The organism is Vibrio sp. GLN_1, from assembly GCF_043106015.1.
Lineage (GTDB): Bacteria > Pseudomonadota > Gammaproteobacteria > Enterobacterales > Vibrionaceae > Vibrio > Vibrio parahaemolyticus.
Window position 1 is genome coordinate 34949 of sequence record NZ_JBICMD010000024.1, and the last position, 21005, is coordinate 55953.

The 21005-nt window shown below is 45.6% G+C and carries 21 protein-coding genes; 20 read left to right on the forward strand and 1 reads right to left on the reverse strand.

What is annotated here, in order from left to right:
* Positions 1 to 12: 12 nt before the first annotated feature.
* The 19 genes from iscR to ACF8OV_RS12060 all read left to right on the forward strand — a co-directional run bounded on the left by iscR (position 13) and on the right by ACF8OV_RS12060 (position 17940).
* Positions 13 to 519 carry a Fe-S cluster assembly transcriptional regulator IscR gene (iscR, locus tag ACF8OV_RS11970; protein ID WP_005381720.1) on the forward strand — a complete coding sequence of 169 codons (507 nt, stop codon included), beginning with the start codon at positions 13 to 15 and terminating at the stop codon, positions 517 to 519.
* 28 nt (positions 520 to 547) lie between these two features.
* Positions 548 to 1762 (forward strand): IscS subfamily cysteine desulfurase, encoded by a 1215-nt coding sequence (locus tag ACF8OV_RS11975; RefSeq protein WP_005483767.1) that lies wholly within the window; start codon positions 548 to 550, stop codon positions 1760 to 1762.
* Positions 1763 to 1799: 37 nt separating this feature from the next.
* Entirely contained in the window at positions 1800 to 2183 is a 384-nt protein-coding gene (gene iscU, locus ACF8OV_RS11980) for a Fe-S cluster assembly scaffold IscU (RefSeq protein WP_005483070.1), read from the forward strand.
* A 71-nt stretch (positions 2184 to 2254) separates the two neighbouring features.
* Positions 2255 to 2578, forward strand: a complete 324-nt coding sequence (gene iscA / locus ACF8OV_RS11985; protein ID WP_005482998.1) for an iron-sulfur cluster assembly protein IscA — start codon at positions 2255 to 2257, stop codon at positions 2576 to 2578.
* A gap of 55 nt (positions 2579 to 2633) precedes the next feature.
* The gene (gene hscB / locus ACF8OV_RS11990) at positions 2634 to 3149 is read left to right on the forward strand and encodes a co-chaperone HscB (protein WP_005460241.1); all 516 of its coding nucleotides are present in this window, start codon (positions 2634 to 2636) and stop codon (positions 3147 to 3149) included.
* Between the two features lie 21 nt (positions 3150 to 3170).
* Positions 3171 to 5024 (forward strand): Fe-S protein assembly chaperone HscA, encoded by a 1854-nt coding sequence (gene hscA / locus ACF8OV_RS11995; protein ID WP_015296286.1) that lies wholly within the window; start codon positions 3171 to 3173, stop codon positions 5022 to 5024.
* A 12-nt stretch (positions 5025 to 5036) separates the two neighbouring features.
* On the forward strand, positions 5037 to 5375 hold the full coding sequence (gene fdx / locus ACF8OV_RS12000; protein ID WP_005460237.1) for an ISC system 2Fe-2S type ferredoxin: 339 nt from the start codon (positions 5037 to 5039) through the stop codon (positions 5373 to 5375).
* Positions 5376 to 5419: 44 nt separating this feature from the next.
* Positions 5420 to 5614, forward strand: a complete 195-nt coding sequence (gene iscX / locus ACF8OV_RS12005) for a Fe-S cluster assembly protein IscX (protein WP_005460231.1) — start codon at positions 5420 to 5422, stop codon at positions 5612 to 5614.
* Between the two features lie 171 nt (positions 5615 to 5785).
* The gene (pepB, locus tag ACF8OV_RS12010; RefSeq protein ID WP_021453899.1) at positions 5786 to 7084 is read left to right on the forward strand and encodes an aminopeptidase PepB; all 1299 of its coding nucleotides are present in this window, start codon (positions 5786 to 5788) and stop codon (positions 7082 to 7084) included.
* Positions 7085 to 7170: 86 nt separating this feature from the next.
* Complete coding sequence (gene ndk, locus ACF8OV_RS12015; protein WP_020840136.1) at positions 7171 to 7596, forward strand: nucleoside-diphosphate kinase; 426 nt, start codon at positions 7171 to 7173, stop codon at positions 7594 to 7596.
* 219 nt (positions 7597 to 7815) lie between these two features.
* Entirely contained in the window at positions 7816 to 8943 is a 1128-nt protein-coding gene (locus ACF8OV_RS12020) for a bifunctional tRNA (adenosine(37)-C2)-methyltransferase TrmG/ribosomal RNA large subunit methyltransferase RlmN (protein WP_015296287.1), read from the forward strand.
* A 413-nt stretch (positions 8944 to 9356) separates the two neighbouring features.
* Positions 9357 to 10307 (forward strand): cytoskeleton protein RodZ, encoded by a 951-nt coding sequence (rodZ, locus tag ACF8OV_RS12025; RefSeq protein ID WP_020840137.1) that lies wholly within the window; start codon positions 9357 to 9359, stop codon positions 10305 to 10307.
* 6 nt (positions 10308 to 10313) lie between these two features.
* Complete coding sequence (gene ispG / locus ACF8OV_RS12030) at positions 10314 to 11432, forward strand: flavodoxin-dependent (E)-4-hydroxy-3-methylbut-2-enyl-diphosphate synthase (protein WP_005460234.1); 1119 nt, start codon at positions 10314 to 10316, stop codon at positions 11430 to 11432.
* A 26-nt stretch (positions 11433 to 11458) separates the two neighbouring features.
* Positions 11459 to 12727, forward strand: a complete 1269-nt coding sequence (gene hisS / locus ACF8OV_RS12035; RefSeq protein ID WP_005460225.1) for a histidine--tRNA ligase — start codon at positions 11459 to 11461, stop codon at positions 12725 to 12727.
* 125 nt (positions 12728 to 12852) lie between these two features.
* Complete coding sequence (locus ACF8OV_RS12040) at positions 12853 to 13467, forward strand: YfgM family protein (RefSeq protein ID WP_005460236.1); 615 nt, start codon at positions 12853 to 12855, stop codon at positions 13465 to 13467.
* Positions 13468 to 13482: 15 nt separating this feature from the next.
* The gene (bamB, locus tag ACF8OV_RS12045) at positions 13483 to 14643 is read left to right on the forward strand and encodes an outer membrane protein assembly factor BamB (protein WP_025522654.1); all 1161 of its coding nucleotides are present in this window, start codon (positions 13483 to 13485) and stop codon (positions 14641 to 14643) included.
* A 167-nt stretch (positions 14644 to 14810) separates the two neighbouring features.
* Positions 14811 to 16307, forward strand: a complete 1497-nt coding sequence (der, locus tag ACF8OV_RS12050; RefSeq protein WP_005496319.1) for a ribosome biogenesis GTPase Der — start codon at positions 14811 to 14813, stop codon at positions 16305 to 16307.
* Positions 16308 to 16540: 233 nt separating this feature from the next.
* Positions 16541 to 17422 carry an alanyl-tRNA editing protein gene (locus ACF8OV_RS12055; RefSeq protein WP_062851233.1) on the forward strand — a complete coding sequence of 294 codons (882 nt, stop codon included), beginning with the start codon at positions 16541 to 16543 and terminating at the stop codon, positions 17420 to 17422.
* A gap of 293 nt (positions 17423 to 17715) precedes the next feature.
* Positions 17716 to 17940, forward strand: a complete 225-nt coding sequence (locus ACF8OV_RS12060; protein ID WP_005460239.1) for a zinc ribbon domain-containing protein — start codon at positions 17716 to 17718, stop codon at positions 17938 to 17940.
* Positions 17941 to 17961: 21 nt separating this feature from the next.
* On the opposite strand, the gene xseA is transcribed toward ACF8OV_RS12060, so the two are convergent.
* The gene (gene xseA / locus ACF8OV_RS12065) at positions 17962 to 19293 is read right to left on the reverse strand and encodes an exodeoxyribonuclease VII large subunit (RefSeq protein ID WP_317675876.1); all 1332 of its coding nucleotides are present in this window, start codon (positions 19291 to 19293) and stop codon (positions 17962 to 17964) included.
* A 232-nt stretch (positions 19294 to 19525) separates the two neighbouring features.
* On the opposite strand from xseA, the gene guaB reads away from it, so the two are divergent.
* Positions 19526 to 20992: an IMP dehydrogenase gene (guaB, locus tag ACF8OV_RS12070; RefSeq protein ID WP_005460229.1), complete on the forward strand. Its 1467-nt coding sequence runs from the start codon at positions 19526 to 19528 to the stop codon at positions 20990 to 20992.
* Positions 20993 to 21005 lie beyond the last annotated feature (13 nt).

Below are 21005 nucleotides of genomic sequence, written 5' to 3' on the forward strand. Positions count from 1 at the left end.
ATACGGTGTGGTATGAAACTTACATCTAAAGGAAGATATGCGGTGACAGCCATGCTGGATGTGGCACTGCATTCGCAACAAAACCCTGTACCTCTTGCTGATATTTCAGAACGTCAGGGGATCTCGCTCTCTTACTTAGAGCAGCTTTTTTCTAAATTGCGTAAAGCAGGTCTCGTTGCCAGCGTTCGTGGTCCTGGTGGTGGTTACCGACTTGGTGCCGACGCACATAGTATCGCTATCGGTACTGTGATTGCGGCCGTTGATGAGTCAGTTGACGCAACCAAATGTCAGGGCAAAGGAGATTGCCAAGGCGGGACTCGTTGCTTAACTCATACGCTATGGCGTGACCTAAGTTCTCGCATTAGTGACTTCTTGAATAACATCACTCTTGGTGAGTTGATGACAGACAATGAAGTGCTAGAAATTTCTGATCGTCAGGATATTGATCTGGCGGTAACTCATGGGCTTTCAAACAAAAATACAACCGCCGCGCCCATCGGTGTAAACGTCCGCTCTTAGCGGTCAGCATTTTACATTGGAGTAGAGAATGAAACTGCCGATTTATCTTGATTATTCCGCTACATGTCCAGTTGATCCACGTGTTGCTGAAAAAATGGTTCAGTACATGACAATGGATGGCACATTTGGCAACCCAGCTTCACGTTCGCACCGTTACGGCTGGCAGGCAGAAGAAGCGGTAGATACTGCTCGTGAGCAAATTGCTGACCTTCTAAATGCAGATCCTCGCGAAATCGTATTCACATCTGGTGCGACAGAGTCTGACAACCTTGCGATTAAAGGTGCTGCGCACTTTTACTCGAAAAAAGGCAAGCACGTAATCACGTGTAAAACAGAGCATAAAGCGGTGCTTGACCCATGTCGTCAGCTAGAACGCGAAGGCTTTGAAGTGACTTACCTAGAGCCTGAATCAAATGGCCTTATCGATCTTGAGAAGCTGAAAGCGGCAATGCGTGATGACACAGTGCTTGTGTCTATTATGCACGTAAACAACGAAATTGGTGTAATTCAAGACATCGCAGCAATCGGCGAACTATGTCGTGAGCGCAAGATCGTGTTCCACGTGGATGCAGCTCAGTCTGCTGGTAAATTGCCAATCGACGTTCAAGAAATGAAAGTTGATTTGATTTCATTGTCAGCGCATAAGATTTACGGTCCAAAAGGTATCGGTGCACTTTACGTACGTCGTAAACCTCGTATCCGCCTTGAAGCACAAATGCACGGTGGCGGCCATGAGCGTGGTTTCCGTTCTGGTACGTTAGCAACTCACCAAATCGTAGGTATGGGTGAAGCTTTCCGCATTGCAAAAGAAGAGATGCAGAAAGATTACGACCACGCACTAGCACTTCGTAACCGCCTTCTTAATGGTGTGAAAGACCTTGAAGCGGTCACAGTGAACGGTGACCTAGAGCAGCGTGTACCACAAAACCTAAACATCAGTTTTGCTTTCGTAGAAGGTGAATCTCTGCTGATGTCGCTAAAAGATCTAGCGGTATCTTCAGGTAGTGCATGTACTTCTGCGAGTCTAGAGCCTTCTTACGTACTTCGTGCCCTAGGCATGGATGATGAGTTGGCTCACAGCTCGGTTCGTTTCTCATTCGGTCGTTTCACGACAGAAGAAGAAATTGATTACGCAATTGAACAAATCCGCGTTGCAGTGACTAAGCTACGCGACATGTCTCCTCTATGGGATATGTACAAGGAAGGGGTTGATCTGAGCACTGTTGAATGGGCTCACCATTAATCTCACGGACTGAATAGAGGATTCGAGGTAATTTATCATGGCATACAGCGAAAAAGTAATTGATCACTACGAGAACCCGCGTAACGTTGGTTCATTTGACAAAGAAGACCCATCAGTAGGTAGCGGCATGGTTGGCGCTCCAGCTTGTGGTGACGTAATGAAACTGCAAATCAAAGTGACACCGGAAGGTATCATCGAAGATGCGAAGTTCAAAACTTACGGTTGTGGTAGTGCAATCGCGTCAAGCTCACTAGTAACAGAGTGGGTAAAAGGCAAATCAATTGATGAAGCGGCTGCAATTAAGAACTCTGAAATTGCAGAAGAGCTAGAACTTCCACCTGTGAAAGTTCACTGTTCAATTCTTGCTGAAGACGCAATCAAAGCAGCGGTTGCTGACTACAAGAAAAAACACCAAGAATAATTATTCCGTAATATAATGGGAGCCTTTAACGCTCCCATTCCAATCGTAATTTAGACAGACTAAGGTGCAGTATGGCCATCACAATGACAGAAACAGCGGCAAGTCGCGTAAAAGCATTCCTAGATAACCGAGGCAAAGGTATCGGTTTACGTCTTGGAGTGAAGACGACAGGTTGTTCCGGCATGGCTTACGTACTTGAGTTTGTTGACGAGCTAAACGAAGAAGATGAAGTGTTTGATTTCTCAGGCGTGAAAATCATCATCGACAAGAAAAGCTTGGTGTACTTAGACGGTACCGAATTGGATTACGTGAAAGAAGGGTTGAATGAAGGTTTTGAATTCAACAACCCTAATGCAAAAAGTGAATGTGGTTGTGGTGAAAGCTTCAACGTCTAATTGATTGTCCTTCTGGGCAAGCGAGTCCGGAAGGCTTTACTAGGACCCGATCTTAATGAATCACTTTGAATTATTTGGGCTACCAAGTCAGTTTCAGCTGGATGGTAGCCTTCTTTCTTCTAAGTTCCGAGAACTACAAAAGCGCTTCCACCCGGACAACTTTGCTACCGCTTCTGAGCGAGACCGCTTGATGTCGGTGCAAAAGGCTGCGCAAATTAACGATGCGTACCAAGTCCTCAAACATCCTATCTCTCGTGCGGAGTACATCTTGGCAGAGCAGGGAATGGAAATCCGTGGTGAGCAACAAACCATGCAAGATCCGATGTTCCTGATGGAACAAATGGAACTGCGCGAAGAACTAGAAGATATTGCTGACTGCTCTGATCCTGAATCGGCGCTTTTTGACTTCGATTCTAAGGTCAGCAAAATGTATAAGCAGCATTTGGCAAGCGTTGAGCAAGAGCTTAACGATGGTCTTTGGGCTGAAGCCGCAGACCGAGTTCGTAAATTGAAATTCATTGCCAAACTAAAGAACGAAATTGAACTGGTCGAAGATAAGCTTCTCGGCTAGTTAGCGTGACAAGGACCAATCATGGCACTACTTCAAATCGCAGAACCGGGCCAAAGCTCGGCACCTCATGAGCATAAGTTAGCGGCTGGTATCGACTTAGGTACTACCAACTCTTTGGTCGCTTCTGTACGCAGTGGCGATGCCACCACATTAAATGATGAGCAAGGTCGTAGCATTTTGCCATCGGTGGTGAATTACTCAGCAGAATCAACAGTGGTTGGTTACGATGCGAAAGCCAAAGCAGAGTTTGAACCTGAGAACACCATTATCTCAGTGAAACGCTTGATTGGCCGCTCGCTAAAAGACATTCAATCTCGCTACCCATCATTACCTTACCGTTTTAAAGAGAGTGATAATGGCTTACCAGTACTGCAAACTGCTCAAGGGGATAAAAACCCGATTGAAGTTTCTGCAGATATTCTAAAAGCGCTAGGTAAACGCGCAGAAGAAACTCTAGGTGGAGAGCTTGCGGGCGTGGTAATTACCGTTCCTGCATACTTCGATGACGCGCAACGCGCGGGAACTAAAGATGCGGCTAAGCTAGCGGGTTTACATGTACTGCGTCTTCTTAATGAGCCAACGGCAGCGGCGATTGCCTACGGTCTGGATTCAGGTCAAGAGGGCGTGATTGCAGTTTACGATTTAGGTGGCGGTACGTTCGATATCTCTATCCTACGTTTGTCGAAAGGCGTATTTGAAGTATTAGCAACAGGCGGCGACTCTGCACTTGGCGGTGATGACTTTGACCACCTATTAGCGGATTACCTAATGGAGCAAGCTGGCCTAGAAGCGCCGCTTTCTGCTGAGAAAAACCGTGCATTACTGAACATTGCAACGGCGACCAAAATTGCTTTCTCTGAGCAAGACAGCGTAGAAGTTGACGTGTTTGGCTGGAAAGGCACTGTAACACGCGAGCAGTTCGAAGATCTGATTCGCCCACTCGTGAAGAAAACTCTGATGTCTTGTCGTCGTGCACTGAAAGATGCTGACGTAGAAGCGGAGGAAGTACTTGAAGTGGTGATGGTTGGTGGCTCAACTCGTACCTTGCTTGTCCGTGAAATGGTAGGCGAATTCTTTGGCCGCACACCACTCACTAGCATCAACCCTGATGAAGTGGTGGCTATTGGTGCGGGTATCCAAGCAGATATTCTTGCTGGTAACAAGCCTGACTCTGAAATGCTGCTGCTTGACGTGATTCCATTATCATTGGGTATTGAAACCATGGGTGGGTTGGTTGAGAAAATCATTCCGCGCAACACCACGATTCCTGTTGCTCGCGCGCAAGAGTTTACCACCTTCAAAGATGGTCAAACGGCGATGAGCGTGCACGTTGTGCAAGGTGAGCGCGAGATGGTGGATGATTGTCGTTCACTTGCGCGTTTCTCACTAAAAGGTATTCCTCCTATGGCGGCAGGTGCTGCGCACATCCGAGTGACGTACCAAGTTGATGCTGACGGTTTACTATCTGTGACTGCAATGGAAAAGAGCACTGGTGTTCAGTCCGAAATTCAAGTGAAACCTTCTTACGGTTTAAGCGATAACGAAGTTGCGAACATGCTGCGTGATTCGATGACTCACGCCAAAGAAGACATGCAAGCTCGTGCGTTAGCTGAGCAACGCGTTGAAGCCGACCGGGTGATTGAAGGTTTGATCGCTGCAATGCAAGCTGATGGTGATGAACTACTATCAGAGCAAGAAAAACAAGATCTATTAAAAGCCATTGAAGCACTGATTGAGCTGCGTAATGGTGATGATGCAAATGCCATTGAGCAAGGCATCAAAGATACAGACAAAGCTAGCCAAGACTTTGCGTCGCGCCGTATGGATAAATCGATTCGAGCTGCATTGTCAGGTCAATCAGTAGACGATATATAAGAGAAAGTAGTTATGCCTAAGATTATTGTATTACCACACGAAGATTTGTGCCCAGAAGGCGCAGTGTTGGAAGCGAAGACGGGTGAAACCGTTCTAGACGTAGCACTAAAAAACGGTATTGGTATTGAACACGCGTGTGAAAAATCGTGTGCTTGTACTACTTGCCACGTGATCATTCGTGAAGGTTTTGATTCTCTTGAAGAGAGCGAAGAGCTAGAAGATGACATGCTAGACAAAGCATGGGGTCTTGAGCCTGAGTCTCGTCTTGGTTGTCAGGCGAAAGTTGCGGATGAAGACTTGGTTGTTGAAATTCCAAAATACACGCTAAACCACGCGTCAGAAGATCATTAATACTATCGCTCCAAAATAGGGGCGAAGAAAAAGGAAGATGAGCAATGAAATGGACAGATTCTCGCGATATCGCGATTGAGCTTTGTGACAAGTTTCCAGATGTGGATCCACAAACCGTGCGTTTTACCGATCTTCATCAATGGATCATGGAGTTAGATGAGTTTGACGATGAGCCAAACCATTGTAACGAAAAGATCCTAGAAGCGGTCATCATGTGCTGGATGGACGAAGCAGACTGATGCTCAATTCGGCGGTAAAACGCAGCCGAGTTAACAATTCTTACTAAAAAAAGCGGACCTCTAGGTCCGTTTTTTTATCAAGTTGACATTTTTACCCTACATAATGCTAACATCCGTGAGTTATTAAAAAGAAGCGGCGTAGGCTACGCCGATATAAGACAAGGAGAAACCATGTCTACACAGATGTCTGTATTTTTAAGTCAAGATTCTGCTGCTCCACACTGGGGTGAGAAAGCACTACTTTCATTCTCTGAAAACGGTGCGACGATTCATCTAGGTGAAGGTCATGATCTTGGTGCAATTCAGCGTGCAGCTCGTCAGCTAGATGGCCAAGGAATTCATTCAGTTCTACTTTCTGGTGAACATTGGGATTTGGAAAGCATCTGGGCTTTCCATCAAGGTTACCGCAACCCGAAAAAACACGGTTTACTAGAATGGACGGCGCTTTCTGAAGAAGACCAAACTGAACTTCAAGCTCGCATTAAAGCGACCGATTTTACGCGCGATATCATCAACAAAACGGCGGAAGAAGTTGCACCTCGTCAACTTGCTACGATGGCGGCTGAGTTCATCAAATCTGTCGCACCAGAAGGCACAGTAACGGCTCGTATTGTTAAAGATAAAGATCTACTAGCGGAAGGTTGGGAAGGTATCTATGCGGTTGGTCGCGGTTCGGATCGCACATCAGCAATGCTGCAATTGGATTACAACCCGACTGGCGATGAAAACGCACCAGTATTCGCGTGTCTAGTAGGTAAAGGCATTACGTTTGATTCAGGCGGTTACAGCCTTAAACCTTCAAACTTTATGAGTGCAATGAAAGCCGATATGGGCGGTTCAGGTACGATTACTGGCGGTTTGGGGTTAGCTATTTTGCGTGGTTTGAACAAGCGCGTAAAACTGATCTTATGTTGTGCTGAGAATATGGTTTCTGGTCGTGCGCTTAAGCTTGGCGACATCATCACCTACAAAAACGGTAAGACTGTTGAGATCATGAACACCGATGCAGAAGGTCGTTTGGTACTTGCCGATGGTCTTATCTATGCAAGCGAGCATAACCCTGAGTTGATCATCGACTGCGCAACGTTAACCGGCGCGGCGAAAAACGCATTGGGTAACGACTACCACGCGTTAATGAGCTTTGATGATGAACTTTCTCATCAAGCGCTAACCGCAGCAAACAAAGAGAAAGAAGGCCTGTGGCCACTGCCTCTGGCTGATTTCCACCGTGGTATGTTGCCGTCAAACTTCGCTGATTTATCGAACATCAGCTCTGGAGACTACAGTCCAGGCGCAAGTACCGCTGCTGCATTTTTGTCTTACTTTGTTGAAGACTACAAGAAAGGCTGGTTGCACTTCGATTGTGCTGGTACTTACCGTAAGTCTGCATCAGACAAGTGGGCGGCTGGCGCTACTGGTATGGGTGTCCGCACTCTTGCTCGCCTTCTTAATGAGCAAGCAGAAAAATAATATTTATGGTGGCGTCAGTTAGGCGCTGCCGTAGTCAAGTAAGTCACTTTTAAACACTATTATTACAAGTACAAAAAGGAAACTTTATGGCTCTAGAAAGAACGTTTTCCATTGTTAAGCCTGACGCTGTGGAAAGAAACCTGATCGGTGAAATCTACAATCGAATCGAGAAGGCAGGCCTACGTATTATTGCTGCGAAAATGGTTCACCTGACTGAAGAGCAGGCGAGCGGCTTTTACGCAGAACATGAAGGTAAAGAATTCTTCCAACCTCTAAAAGAGTTCATGACGTCTGGCCCTATTATGGTTCAAGTGTTGGAAGGCGAAAATGCGATTGCACGTTACCGCGAATTGATGGGTAAAACCAACCCAGAAGAAGCGGCAGCAGGCACACTTCGCGCAGATTACGCGCTAAGCATGCGTTATAACTCTGTTCATGGTTCAGATAGTCCTGAATCAGCGGCTCGTGAGATCGAGTTCTTCTTCCCTGAGTCCGAAATTTGCCCTCGCTAATCGGTAGTTAGTTTGTGCTCGTAAAGATAGTTAGCCTCGGATAATTCCGGGGCTTTTTATTATCGAAACAGTTCGAAGACGCATTGGTGAGGTTGTTTAATATTTAACCGATGTGTTTTTAATGCCTTAGCAAAGACAGGGTTTTAGACCTCTTGTTGTAGCTGCATAAAGGCTGTACAATTCGCGCCCTTATTCTTGTTTCAGTCATTGAGAGGCAACATGACTACTGAAAAAATCAATCTACTCGACTTTGATCGCAAAGGCATGCGTCAGTTTTTCGCGGAAGAACTAGGCGAGAAAGCGTTTCGTGCTGATCAGGTTATGAAGTGGATCTACCATTTCGGTGTTGATGACTTCGACAACATGACGAACATCAACAAGAAACTACGTGAAAAACTGCAGCACAAGTGCGAAATTAAAGCCCCAACGGTTGCAGAAGCTCAGCACTCTTCAGACGGCACGATTAAGTGGGCAATGAAGGTGGGTGACCAAGACGTAGAAACGGTTTACATCCCAGAAGAGGATCGCGCGACGTTGTGTGTATCTTCTCAGGTAGGTTGTGCGTTGGAATGTAAGTTCTGTTCGACCGCTCAACAGGGCTTCAACCGTAACCTAAAAGTATCTGAAATCATCGGTCAGGTGTGGCGTGCTGCACGTGAAATCGGTTTGCAAAAAGAAACTGGTCGTCGTCCAATCACTAACGTCGTAATGATGGGTATGGGTGAGCCTCTTCTTAACATGAAGAACTTGATCCCTGCGCTAGAAATCATGTTAGATGATCTTGGTTTTGGCCTGTCTAAGCGTCGCGTTACTGTATCAACTTCAGGTGTGGTTTCTGGTCTTGATCAGATGACAGGTAAGATTGACGTCGCATTGGCGATCTCCCTACATGCGCCAAACGATAAGCTACGTAGTGAAATCATGCCAATCAACGATCGTTGGGATATTCAAGACTTCTTAGCGTCAGTTCGTCGTTACATCGCATCTTCGAACGCAAACCGTGGCAAAGTAACAGTCGAGTACGTGTTGCTTGATCATGTGAACGATGACATGGATCACGCACGCGAGCTGGCTGAGCTGATGAAAGACACACCATGTAAGATCAACCTGATTCCGTTTAACCCGTATCCAGGTTCTCCGTACAAGAAGCCAAGCAACTCACGTATTGACCGATTCCAAAAAACATTGATGCAATACGAGCATACGGTGACGGTTCGTAAAACACGTGGTGATGATATTGATGCGGCATGTGGTCAGTTAGTCGGTGACGTTATTGACCGTACTAAACGTACTGCGGCTTTAAAAGCTGCGCGCGGTGCAGAAACCATCGACGTAAAAGCGGTATAATTTGCCCCAAATTAAAAATAGCCAGAGCCTTTGCTCTGGCTATTTTGTTTGTTGTATTTGTAAAGTAACTCCTGAAATTGAATGGTTTTGGCGTTTATTTCAATTTACTGTGTCAAAGTTTGGACAAAAGCTTGAGCTATCTGTTAGTTTGAGTGGAAAGAGTTTTTGTCTTCGTTATACATTCGCTTATCATGGTGAAGAACATTCATGAAGACACCGATTATTCTCAACATTTTTTCTCATACGCTTTGCTGATTTTTGCAAAACGGGTATTCACACTCAATTGTTGAGAATTTCTTAAAAATATAATTTTGGTTAACGCGAACAGGCTAGCTATCTTTAAGTGAGGCTTAAGAACAACAACGAAAATAAATAACCGTGTTAGCCACTAAAACAGATTAAATACCACCATTATGACAGAACACGAAAATACCAATGAAGTACCGCTTTCGATTGAAGCGGGCACATTACTCAAAAACAAACGCGAATCTTTAGGTATGACTCAAAAGCAAGTTGCTGATCGCCTGAGACTTCGCGTTTCTGTTATTGAAGATATTGAAAACAACCGATTTGAATCTCAACAAGTAGCGACATTCACTCGCGGCTATTTGCGTTCTTACGCAAAGTTTGTCGGGCTAGATGAGAAAGTGGTGCTGGTTGCTCTAGAACAGACGGCAGATGTAAAGCCAAAAGAGCAAGAAATCGAAATGCAAAGCTTTTCTCGTAAAACCAAACACGAGAAACACAACAGCCGAATTATGTTGCTGACTTGGGTAATAGCCATTGTCATCATCGGTATCTCAGCAGCTTGGTGGTGGCAAAATCAGCAAGAAAATAGTCTCGCTCAAGTTGTAGCAGAGGCTAATGTTGAAACAAGCCAACCAAGTGCCGATGAAATTGCTGATATTGATCTAATGACCGAAGAAGAGCTGATCGCAAGTACTCCAGCAGAACTAGCGGCATCAAACAATACAGCATCAGAATCATCCATCAATGCAGCGCAAACTGATGAAGTGGTACCTGCAGAAACAGAAGAGTCGACAACAGAAGCAACTCAAGAGCCAGTTGCTGTGATTGAAGCAGCAGAAGAGGTTCAAGAAGCATCTCCTGTAGTGCCAGAAGGTATGACTCTGCTCACCATGAAATTTAAAGCAGATTGCTGGATCCAAGTAAAAGATACAAACGGCAAAACGCTCGTAAGTGGCACTCAGAAACCGGGTCAAGACGTGGAACTTACCGGAAAAGCGCCATTTAAAGTGATATTAGGCGCACCGGAAGGTGTAACAATGACATTTGCAAGTGAACCTGTCGACCTTTCTGGGTATACTTCAGGCAAAGTAGCTAGATTCACTCTACCGTTATAAAAAATTATGCAACACGAATCTCCAATTATTCGTCGTAAATCGACGCGTATTTATGTGGGTGATGTGCCAATTGGTGATGGTGCGCCAATTGCCGTACAGTCAATGACTAACACTCGCACGACTGATGTGGAAGCGACAGTCGCACAAATCCGAGCACTAGAAAAAGTCGGCGCAGACATCGTCCGTGTTTCAGTACCAACGATGGAAGCAGCAGAAGCATTTAAGCTGATCAAACAGCAAGTATCTGTTCCTCTGGTTGCTGATATTCACTTTGACTACCGTATCGCACTGAAAGTCGCGGAATACGGCGTCGATTGTTTGCGTATCAACCCAGGTAACATTGGTAACGAAGAGCGTATTCGCTCGGTTGTTGATTGTGCGCGTGATAAGAATATCCCGATCCGTATTGGCGTTAATGGCGGCTCTTTGGAAAAAGATCTGCAGATGAAATACGGTGAACCAACGCCTGAAGCCCTAGTTGAATCAGCGATGCGTCATGTGGATCATCTCGATCGTCTTAACTTTGATCAGTTCAAAGTCAGCGTTAAAGCATCGGATGTATTCCTCGCGGTTGATTCTTACCGCTTGTTGGCGAAGAAAATCGACCAGCCGCTTCACTTAGGTATTACTGAAGCTGGTGGTGCGCGCGCAGGTGCTGTGAAGTCAGCAGTTGGCTTGGGCATGCTTTTATCGGAAGGTATTGGTGATACGTTACGTATCTCTTTAGCTGCTGATCCAGTCGAAGAAATCAAAGTCGGTTTCGATATTCTGAAATCTTTGCGTATTCGCTCTCGTGGCATCAACTTTATTGCTTGTCCAAGTTGTTCACGCCAAGAATTCGATGTTATTGGTACCGTAAATGCGCTTGAGCAGCGTTTAGAAGACATCATCACACCAATGGATGTGTCTATTATTGGCTGTGTGGTAAATGGTCCTGGTGAAGCTGAGGTTTCCCATTTGGGTCTTGCGGGTAGCAACAAGAAGAGTGCGTTCTATGAAGACGGAAAACGTCAAAAAGAGCGTTTCGATAACAATGACCTTGTGAATCAGCTAGAAGCAAAGATCCGTGCGAAAGCGTCTATGATGGATAGCGAAAATCGCATTGAAATAAAAGTACAAGATTAATCTCAACGAGTATTACGGTAAGTATTGTGGCAAAAACAATCCAAGCAATCCGAGGCATGAACGATTGTCTCCCAACTCAATCTCCACTGTGGCAGAAACTTGAAAACACAGTGAAAAATGTAATTAGCGCATACGGTTATAACGAAGTGCGCATGCCAATCGTTGAAGAAACAAACCTATTCAGCCGCGCTGTTGGTGAAGAGACAGACGTCGTTTCAAAAGAAATGTACACCTTTGATGATCGTAATGGAGACAGCCTAACACTTCGCCCTGAAGGTACTGCGGGTTGTGTACGTTCATGTATTCAAAATAGCCTGATCAACCGTGACGAACAGCGTCTGTGGTACATGGGGCCTATGTTCCGCCATGAGCGTCCGCAGAAAGGTCGTTACCGTCAATTCCACCAATGTGGTGTGGAAGTGTTTGGTCTAAATGGCCCTGACGTTGACGCCGAGCTTATCATGATGACTGCTCGTCTATGGCGTGAATTAGGCATCGACAAGCACGTTCGTCTTGAACTGAACTCAATCGGTTCTCAAGAAGATCGCGCAGACTACCGCACAGCACTGGTTGCCTTCCTTGAACAACATATCGATGTGCTAGACGAAGATTGTAAGCGCCGCATGCACACTAACCCACTGCGTGTTCTGGATACGAAGAACCCTGACATTCAGGCTATTTTAGGTGATGCACCGCGTCTTTCTGAGTACTTAGGTGAAGAATCTAAAGCACACTTCGCAGGTCTATGTGAACTTTTAGACGCAGCAGGTATCGAATACACAGTTAACGAACGTCTTGTTCGTGGTCTGGATTACTACAACCGCACAGTGTTTGAGTGGATCACGGAAAGCCTAGGTGCTCAAGGCACTGTGTGTGGCGGTGGTCGCTACGACGGTCTTGTAGAGCAACTTGGTGGCAAACCAACACCAGCAGTTGGCTTTGCAATGGGTCTAGAGCGTCTAGTTCTTATGTTGGAAACTTTAGAGCTTACAGACGTACGTCGCAGTGTGGATGTTTACGTAGTAACTGCAGGTGAAGGCACCATGATGGCAGGTATGAAGCTAGCAGAGCAGCTTCGTGAAGCTATTTCAGGCGTTCGCGTGATGAATCACTTCGGTGGCGGTAACTTCAAGAAACAGTTTAAACGCGCAGATAAAGTAGGTGCTGTTGTAGCATTGGTTCTGGGTGAAAACGAAGTTGCCGACAATACCGTTGTACTAAAAGACTTAGTTGGTGGTGAGCAAGAGACTTACAACCAAGCTGAAGTTGCTGAGAAGATCGCAGCACTGATTTAAGTCTTTTAATAAGCTAAAGATTAAATCCTAGTTTGTAACAATAAGGCTCCCCAAATCGGAGCCTTTCGACGAAATAGGAGCAATGGCAGCTTTGCTGCCATTTACATGTTTTAAGAGGACAGGAAGTGGAACTTTACGATACTGAAGAACAACAAGTTGAAGCTATTAAAGACTGGTGGAAGGAAAACGGTAAAGCCGTCATCATCGGTGCTGTTGTTGGCTTAGGTGGTCTATTTGGCTGGCGTTACTACCAGGATACTGTGATTCAGGCGAGTGAAACAGCTTCGCAAAGCTACACAACCGCAATGAATACGCTGCAAGAAAAAGGCGTAGATGCACAATCAGATGTGCAAGCTTTTATCGAATCGAACGAAGTTAAAGAATATTCAGTATTGGCTGCTCTGCAACTAGCAAAAGCACAAGTCGAAGCGAAAGACTTTGCTGCTGCTCTTGAGCAACTTAAATGGGCTCAAAGCAATACGAAAGATGCTGCATTATCTCCACTAATTAGCTACCGCATCGCTCGTATCGAGACAGAAATGGGTAACTTTGATGCTGCAAACACTGAGCTAGGTAAAGTGACAGATACAGCATGGGCTGGTCGCATTGCTGAATTGCGTGGTGATATTGCACTTCGTCAAGGTGACAAAGATGCAGCTTACGCGGCTTACACAGAAGCGCAGCAAGCAGCAGATGCAAGCCCAACACTGCAAATGAAATTGGACGACTTGGCGAAATAATAAGGACCGCATTGGATGAAAAGAGTCTTTAAGAAAGCCTTGTTAGGGGCATTAACGGTGGGCATCTTGGCTGGTTGTGCTGGCGAGGAAGATACCATCGTTATGGCACCACTACCGCAGGTAGATAGTCAGTTTACGACCAAGAGTGAATGGAGCACATCGATTGGTGATGGTGTTGGTCATTACTTCTCAAAGCTTTCTCCTGTCTACGCAAACGACATGTTGTTTGTCGCGAGCCGTGATGGTTTGGTGAAAGCGCTTGATCCAGAAAATGGTAAGCAATTATGGCAAACCGATCTGGAAGAAGACGTGATTGCTCGTCTGTCTGGCGGTATTACTGCGGCGTACGAACATCTTTACATCGGTTCTGAAAATGGTGAAGTGATTGCACTAAGCCAAGAAACTGGTGAAATCATTTGGCGCATTAAAGTCGGTGGTGAAGTTCTGGCGAAACCCGTTGCGGATTCAGGCTTGATCATCGTAAATACCAGCCGTGGTATGTTGATTGCTTTGGATGAAAGCACTGGTGAGCAGCGCTGGGCACTAAGTACTGAAGTTCCAAACCTGACACTACGCGGAGACAGCACTCCAACTGCGATTGGTGGTGGTGTTTTCTGGGGTACGGCAAATGGTCGACTAGCCGCAGCGATTGTGGAGCGCGGTCAGCTTATTTGGCAACAACCAGTAGGCACACCGAAAGGCGCTACGGAAATTGACCGTCTGGTTGACGTTGACTCTTCTCCTATTGTACTGGGCGGAACTCTTTTCACCATTGGATACAATGGTCAGTTGATCGCTATTGATTTGCGTTCGGCTAACCCAATCTGGAAGCGTAATTATTCGTCAGCGAACGATATCGCAACGGATGGCAGTCGTATCTTTGTGATCACCGAAAAAGATCACGTGGTCGCAGTTGATGCTCGAAGCGGTACTGAACTGTGGGAAAATAGCCTATTAGAACACCGTCAGTTAACTGCGCCAGTTATCGTCGGTAACTATTTAGTTTTAGGTGATACCCTAGGTTACCTGCACTGGTTAGATCGTTCGACGGGTGAGTTCGTAGCTCAACAATTCGTTGATGACAGTGGTTTTGCGGTTGGTCCGACTCTATTGTCTGATGGTTATGTCATTACAACTCGCAACGGCGATGTAAAGAAACTAACCATTAACGAATAATATCGTGATATAATTCACATTCGGCTCCTGGCTGGTGACAGTTAGGAGCCGTTTTGTTGTTTGAAATTTTTAACCCTGACGTGGTTATAGGTAAAAAGCTGGCTTGATTTGGCATCGGGCAAGTCGTTACCTATAACTACAGAAGAAAGATGATTGTAGAGGTTGTTATGGTACCTGTTGTTGCTCTAGTAGGGCGTCCGAACGTAGGTAAATCTACACTATTTAACCGATTGACACGCACACGTGACGCGTTGGTTGCGGACTTTCCAGGCCTAACGCGAGACCGTAAATACGGCCAAGCTCGTCTTGATGAAGAGCACGAATTCATTGTCATTGATACTGGCGGTATTGATGGCACAGAAGAAGGCGTGGAAACCAAAATGGCAGAGCAGTCGCTAGCAGCGATTGATGAAGCTGACGTCGTGCTATTCCTTGTTGACGGTCGTGCTGGTCTTACATCTGCTGATGAAGCGATTGCGGCGCATCTGCGTAAAATTGAAAAACCAGCGATGCTGGTGGTAAACAAAATTGATGGTATTGATGCTGACGCTGCGTGTGCTGATTTCTGGCAGCTTGGTGTTGATGACATGTACCAAATCGCGGCTGCACACGGTCGTGGTGTTACAGCATTGCTTGAGCGTGCGCTAGCTCCATTCTTTGATGATTTACTAACAAGTGAATCAGAAGAAGGTGAGATTGAAGATCTGACAGAATTTGAAGACGCTGAAATTGCACCAGACGAATACACTGAAGAAGAAGCGGAAGCGGAGTTCCAACGTCTACAAGAACAGCCAATCAAACTGGCAATCATTGGTCGTCCAAACGTTGGTAAGTCGACTTTAACCAACCGTATTCTTGGTGAAGAACGTGTTGTGGTATACGACATGCCAGGCACAACTCGTGACTCAATCTACATTCCTATGGAACGTGATGGCCGTGAGTATGTAATCATTGATACTGCGGGTGTACGTCGTCGTGGTCGTATTAACGAAACGGTTGAGAAATTCTCCGTTGTTAAAACGTTGAAAGCCGTCGAAGACGCAAACGTAGTGCTATTGGTTATCGACGCACGTGAAAACATCTCTGACCAAGACTTGAGCCTGCTAGGTTTTGCATTGAACGCCGGTCGTTCAATCGTATTAGCGGTAAACAAGTGGGATGGTCTAGATAACGAAGTAAAAGAGAACGTGAAGAAAGAGCTAGACCGCCGCCTAGGTTTCGTTGACTTTGCTCGTATTCACTTTATTTCTGCACTGCACGGTACTGGTGTTGGTCACTTATTTGAGTCTATCCAAGAAGCGTACAAGTCGGCAACGACACGTGTTGGTACCTCTGTTTTGACTCGTATCATGAAGATGGCGACTGATGATCACCAACCGCCAATGGTTCGTGGCCGTCGTATCAAGCTAAAATACGCGCACGCAGGTGGTTACAACCCACCAATCGTCGTGATTCACGGTAACATGGTTCGTGAACTTCCGGATTCATACAAGCGTTACTTGATGAATTACTTCCGCAAGTCACTGGAAATTATGGGGACGCCAATTCGTATCAACTTCCAGAATAGCGAAAACCCGTTTGAGAATCGTGCGAACAAGCTAACCTTGTCTCAAGAGCGTAAGCGTAAACGTATGATGTCTGTGGTTAAAAACCGCAAAAAATAATTTAAGCATTTGAAGATACCCAAGTTTTTACTTGGGTATTTTTTTATCTGTTTTTTGCAACCTCTAAAAGTGATGTGAGATGTGTCCTTTTCTAAACCTTACTTTCATCATTATCACAATGTTCTTCTGCGCGGTTTTTCTCTAGTGGTATTAGTGATGACGTGCAGATTCCTGTATCTTCAAATGCTCAGCACATAACCTTAACTTCTTACATTCACAAAGATAAGCAAAGCATGACGATTACCGCGACACAAACCCGTTTCTGCCATCAAACTTGGCAGTTGGACGCTCAGATTCAACTCGTTCAAAACCACAATGAAGTGACCTACGTAGTCACCGACGTGACTCCGTTTCATCCCGTTAGCCATATCTGGCCTGATCATCCCGCGGATAAAGGCATCTTAGTATTTAATGATCAACAATTTGAAGTGATTGATTGTCAAGTTGGTGCCATTGAAGTGGCAACCGGAGAGCTATTTGTTGGAGCGGCAATCCCTGTAAAGCGCGATACAGAAGGCTGGTTATTTGTTGTCGTACATGTATTAGCACTTGTTGACACTCTATCTCAAGGTACACGAGTGACGCTGAAAGTGGATAAAGAGTACCAACAAGCATTGAGTCGTGGACACAGTGCAGGTCATCTCGCCTACTTAGCCCTGAACAAAGTCCTCGCTGCCAGTTACTGGCGTAAAGATGCTGATCGTAAAGACCCACATGGCAACTATGATTTTAATAGTTATGCCCAAGAAGCCAGCTTTGTAACACCAGACAAGTGCCTAGATACTTACCGTTTAGGTAAAACACTCCGTAAAAGAGGCCTAAACAGCGCAGAAATGCTGTCAGACTTAGAGAAAATAGAGAGTCAGGTGAATGCACAATTGAAGCTTTGGCTGGAAAGAGACGCGGCGATCATTATGGACTGCCATGGTGACAACTTGACCGATTCGCGTTATTGGAAATGTGACTTGGGAGAGGGAGAATTGGCCGTGATCCCTTGTGGAGGAACGCACGCAGAGCATTTGAGTGACTTTGGCTCGATACACGTCAAGTTGGTCGAAATGGATTCACAAACGATTGAAATGCACACCGATGTAATAGCTTGCTTTTCCAATTAGATCTTTTTATTAAATTCTGTTTTTTCTTTTTTTTAATTTAATTTCGGTGTTTTATGCTTCTTTAAATTGGAATACAGAATATGTAACTTATGCTTTCGGTGTGTGGTTATATAAATATTCTTTTAGGGGGTGATCGCTGATCAAATGGTAAATATCCGATGATCAGAATAAGATCTTTCTTAAAGTAAGCTTCTCGTGAAGTAAACCCATTACCTTGCATAAGGTGATATACATCAAGGTTAGCGGTTAGAAAATGTGAATACTGGAGCGAGTGAAACAGTAAGGTGAGAGATATGCAACAGAACAAATGTCCAGATTGCGAAGTAGAACTAGAATGGACTGGCCAATACCATTGTGGCCAATGTGAATCCGATTTCAAAAAAGTAGGTTTTTGTCCGGACTGTGGTGCTGAGTTAGAAAAGCTTCAGGCTTGTGGGGCTGCGAATTATTTCTGCAATACCTGTAATGAACTCAAATCCAAATCTCGTGTGCGATTTGAGTTTCAAAAAATCAGCTGATTAAGCTCATTTTAAAATCGGCTAACTAACGGTAGAGTGAATCTCACCATTAGCCAAACGGGTGACTAAAAGGTCGCCCGTTTTTACATCATCTGCGCTTGTAACGACCTTACCTTGATCCGTTTGCGTGATGGAGTAACCACGCTTGAGTGTCGCTAGGGGACTGACGGTATCTAACTTTTCTGCCGCAATCGCTAACTGATGACGCATCGTCAGTAGTTTTCGATCCATTGCGTCCATTAGCTTGTGCTCAACACGTTCAAGCCTCGACTTTTGTTGTGCTAAGTGTTTAATAGGAGAGTTTAATTGCAGACGATGGTGTTTACGCTCAACGGCTTGTTGGCGTGTATCGATGAAGCGCTGCATAGCTCTACGCAAACGCATATCCAGCTCATCGAGTTGCTGTGCCTGACGCTGCAACTGATAACTTGGATGTTGGCGTTCTAAGCGATGCAGAAGTTGCGCAGATTGCTGTTTTTGCTGTGCTAAGTAGTAGCGCATCGCACTAGCTAGTTTATGCTGTTTCGCTACAAGCGATTGATCTTTATGGCTGTTGTCACGGCTAACCAGTTCAGCGGCAGCTGATGGAGTAGGAGCTCGCACATCGGCAACAAAATCGGCAATCGTCATGTCAACTTCATGGCCCACAGCACTAATGATCGGGATTTGACTTGCAGCAATAGTGCGAGCAAGGATCTCATTGTTAAAGCACCATAAGTCTTCTAGAGAGCCGCCGCCACGACCAACAATCAATACATCACATTCATTTCGGCTATTAGCACGACCGATTGCTTGGGCAATTTGAATGGCTGCGTCATCACCTTGGACCATGGTCGGATAAATCACCACGGGTAGGGAAGGATCACGGCGTTTTAAAACGTCCAATATGTCGTAAAGCGCAGCACCTGTTTTAGAAGTGATGATACCAACACGCTTTGGATGCTCTGGTAGTGGCAGTTTGTTGGTTTGAGCGAACAAACCTTCCGCTGCCAACTTCATCTTAAGCTCTTCAAACTCTTGTTGCAGACGACCATCGCCTTCAGGCTGCATGCTTTCGATGATCAATTGGTAGTCACCACGTGGCTCATACAGAGACAGACGGGCTTTAACTAAAACTTGATTGCCGTTTGCAGGTTTGAAAGTAACGCGACGATTGTTACCACGGAACATGGCACATTTTACTTGAGCACGAGAATCTTTAAGGGTGAGGTACCAGTGACCGGAAACAGGAGCAGAGAAGTTGGATATCTCTCCGACAAGCCAAACGATCCCCATTTCGTTTTCAAGGAGTAAACGAACTTCTGCGTTGAGACGAGAAACAGTGAAGATGTTCTGATTGGTCTTGGAGAGCACAGCTAATCTCTTAGACGTGAGTATGGAAATTAGCGGCAATATAATACATAGCAAGGGGGTAATTGCAAGAAAAAAATTAAAAAACTTGTAGTCAAGCGATTGCGTTGAACGTATAATCCCTCCGCAATATCTAATCCAAATGTAACTTGTTACCTAAAACCAGTTACCCTCATTATGCGAAACGATGAGATTGGATTGTTCTTTTTACTCCTCTAATTGTGAGATATTGCAAATGCTAAGAATTGCCAAAGAAGCGCTGACATTCGATGACGTACTACTTGTGCCAGCACACTCCACCGTTCTCCCAAACACAGCTGATCTTCGCACTCAGTTGACGAAAAACATCAGTCTGAACATCCCTATGATTTCTGCGTCGATGGACACCGTGACGGAAGCCCGTCTAGCTATCGCTCTTGCGCAGGAAGGTGGCATTGGCTTTATCCACAAGAACATGTCTATTGAGCAGCAAGCGGCAGAAGTTCGTAAAGTTAAGAAGTTCGAAGCTGGTGTGGTAACAGACCCTGTGACTGTGAATCCTGATGCAACCATCGCCGATGTAGTCGCTCTGACTGAAAAGCACGGTTTTGCAGGTTTCCCTGTAGTAACAGAGCACAACGAGCTAGTGGGTATCATCACTGGTCGTGACGTACGCTTTGTGACTGACCTATCTAAGAAAGTGTCTGCGGTAATGACGCCTAAAGAGCGTCTAGCTTCTGTAAAAGAAGGTGCAACTCGTGAAGAAGTTCAAGAGAAAATGCACGAAGCACGCGTTGAAAAAGTACTGGTAGTGAACGATGAGTTCAAACTAACCGGTATGATCACGGCTAAAGACTTCCATAAAGCAGAACGTAAACCAAACGCATGTAAAGATGAGCGCGGTCGTCTACGTGTTGGCGCTGCTGTTGGTGCTGGTGCGGGTAACGAAGAACGTGTTGCTGCACTTGTAGAAGCGGGCGTTGACGTACTACTTATCGACTCTTCTCACGGTCATTCAGAAGGCGTTCTACAACGTATTCGTGACACTCGTGCTGCGTACCCAGATCTAGACATCATCGGCGGTAACGTCGCAACAGGTGCTGGCGCGAAAGCACTGATCGAAGCTGGCGTGAGCGCAGTGAAAGTCGGTATTGGCCCTGGTTCTATCTGTACGACTCGCATCGTAACGGGTGTTGGTGTTCCTCAAATCACTGCAATCGCTGACGCGGCTGAAGTGGCTAACGAATACGGCATCCCAGTAATTGCTGACGGCGGTATCCGTTTCTCTGGTGATATCTGTAAAGCAATCGTAGCAGGCGCATCATGTGTGATGGTTGGTTCTATGTTCGCAGGTACAGAAGAAGCGCCGGGCGAAGTGATTCTTTACAACGGCCGTTCTTACAAAGCTTACCGTGGTATGGGTTCTCTTGGCGCGATGTCTCAAGGTTCTTCTGACCGTTACTTCCAATCTGATAACGCAGCAGACAAGCTTGTACCAGAAGGCATTGAAGGTCGTATCGCATACAAAGGCCGCCTAAAAGAGATCGTACACCAACAAATGGGTGGTCTACGTTCAAGCATGGGTCTAACGGGTTCTGCAACTATCGAAGATATGCGTACTAAAGCTGAATTTGTACGTATTTCTGGTGCGGGTATGCAAGAATCTCACGTACACGACGTTCAGATTACTAAGGAAGCGCCAAACTACCGTCTAGGTAACTAATAGCCTAACGTAA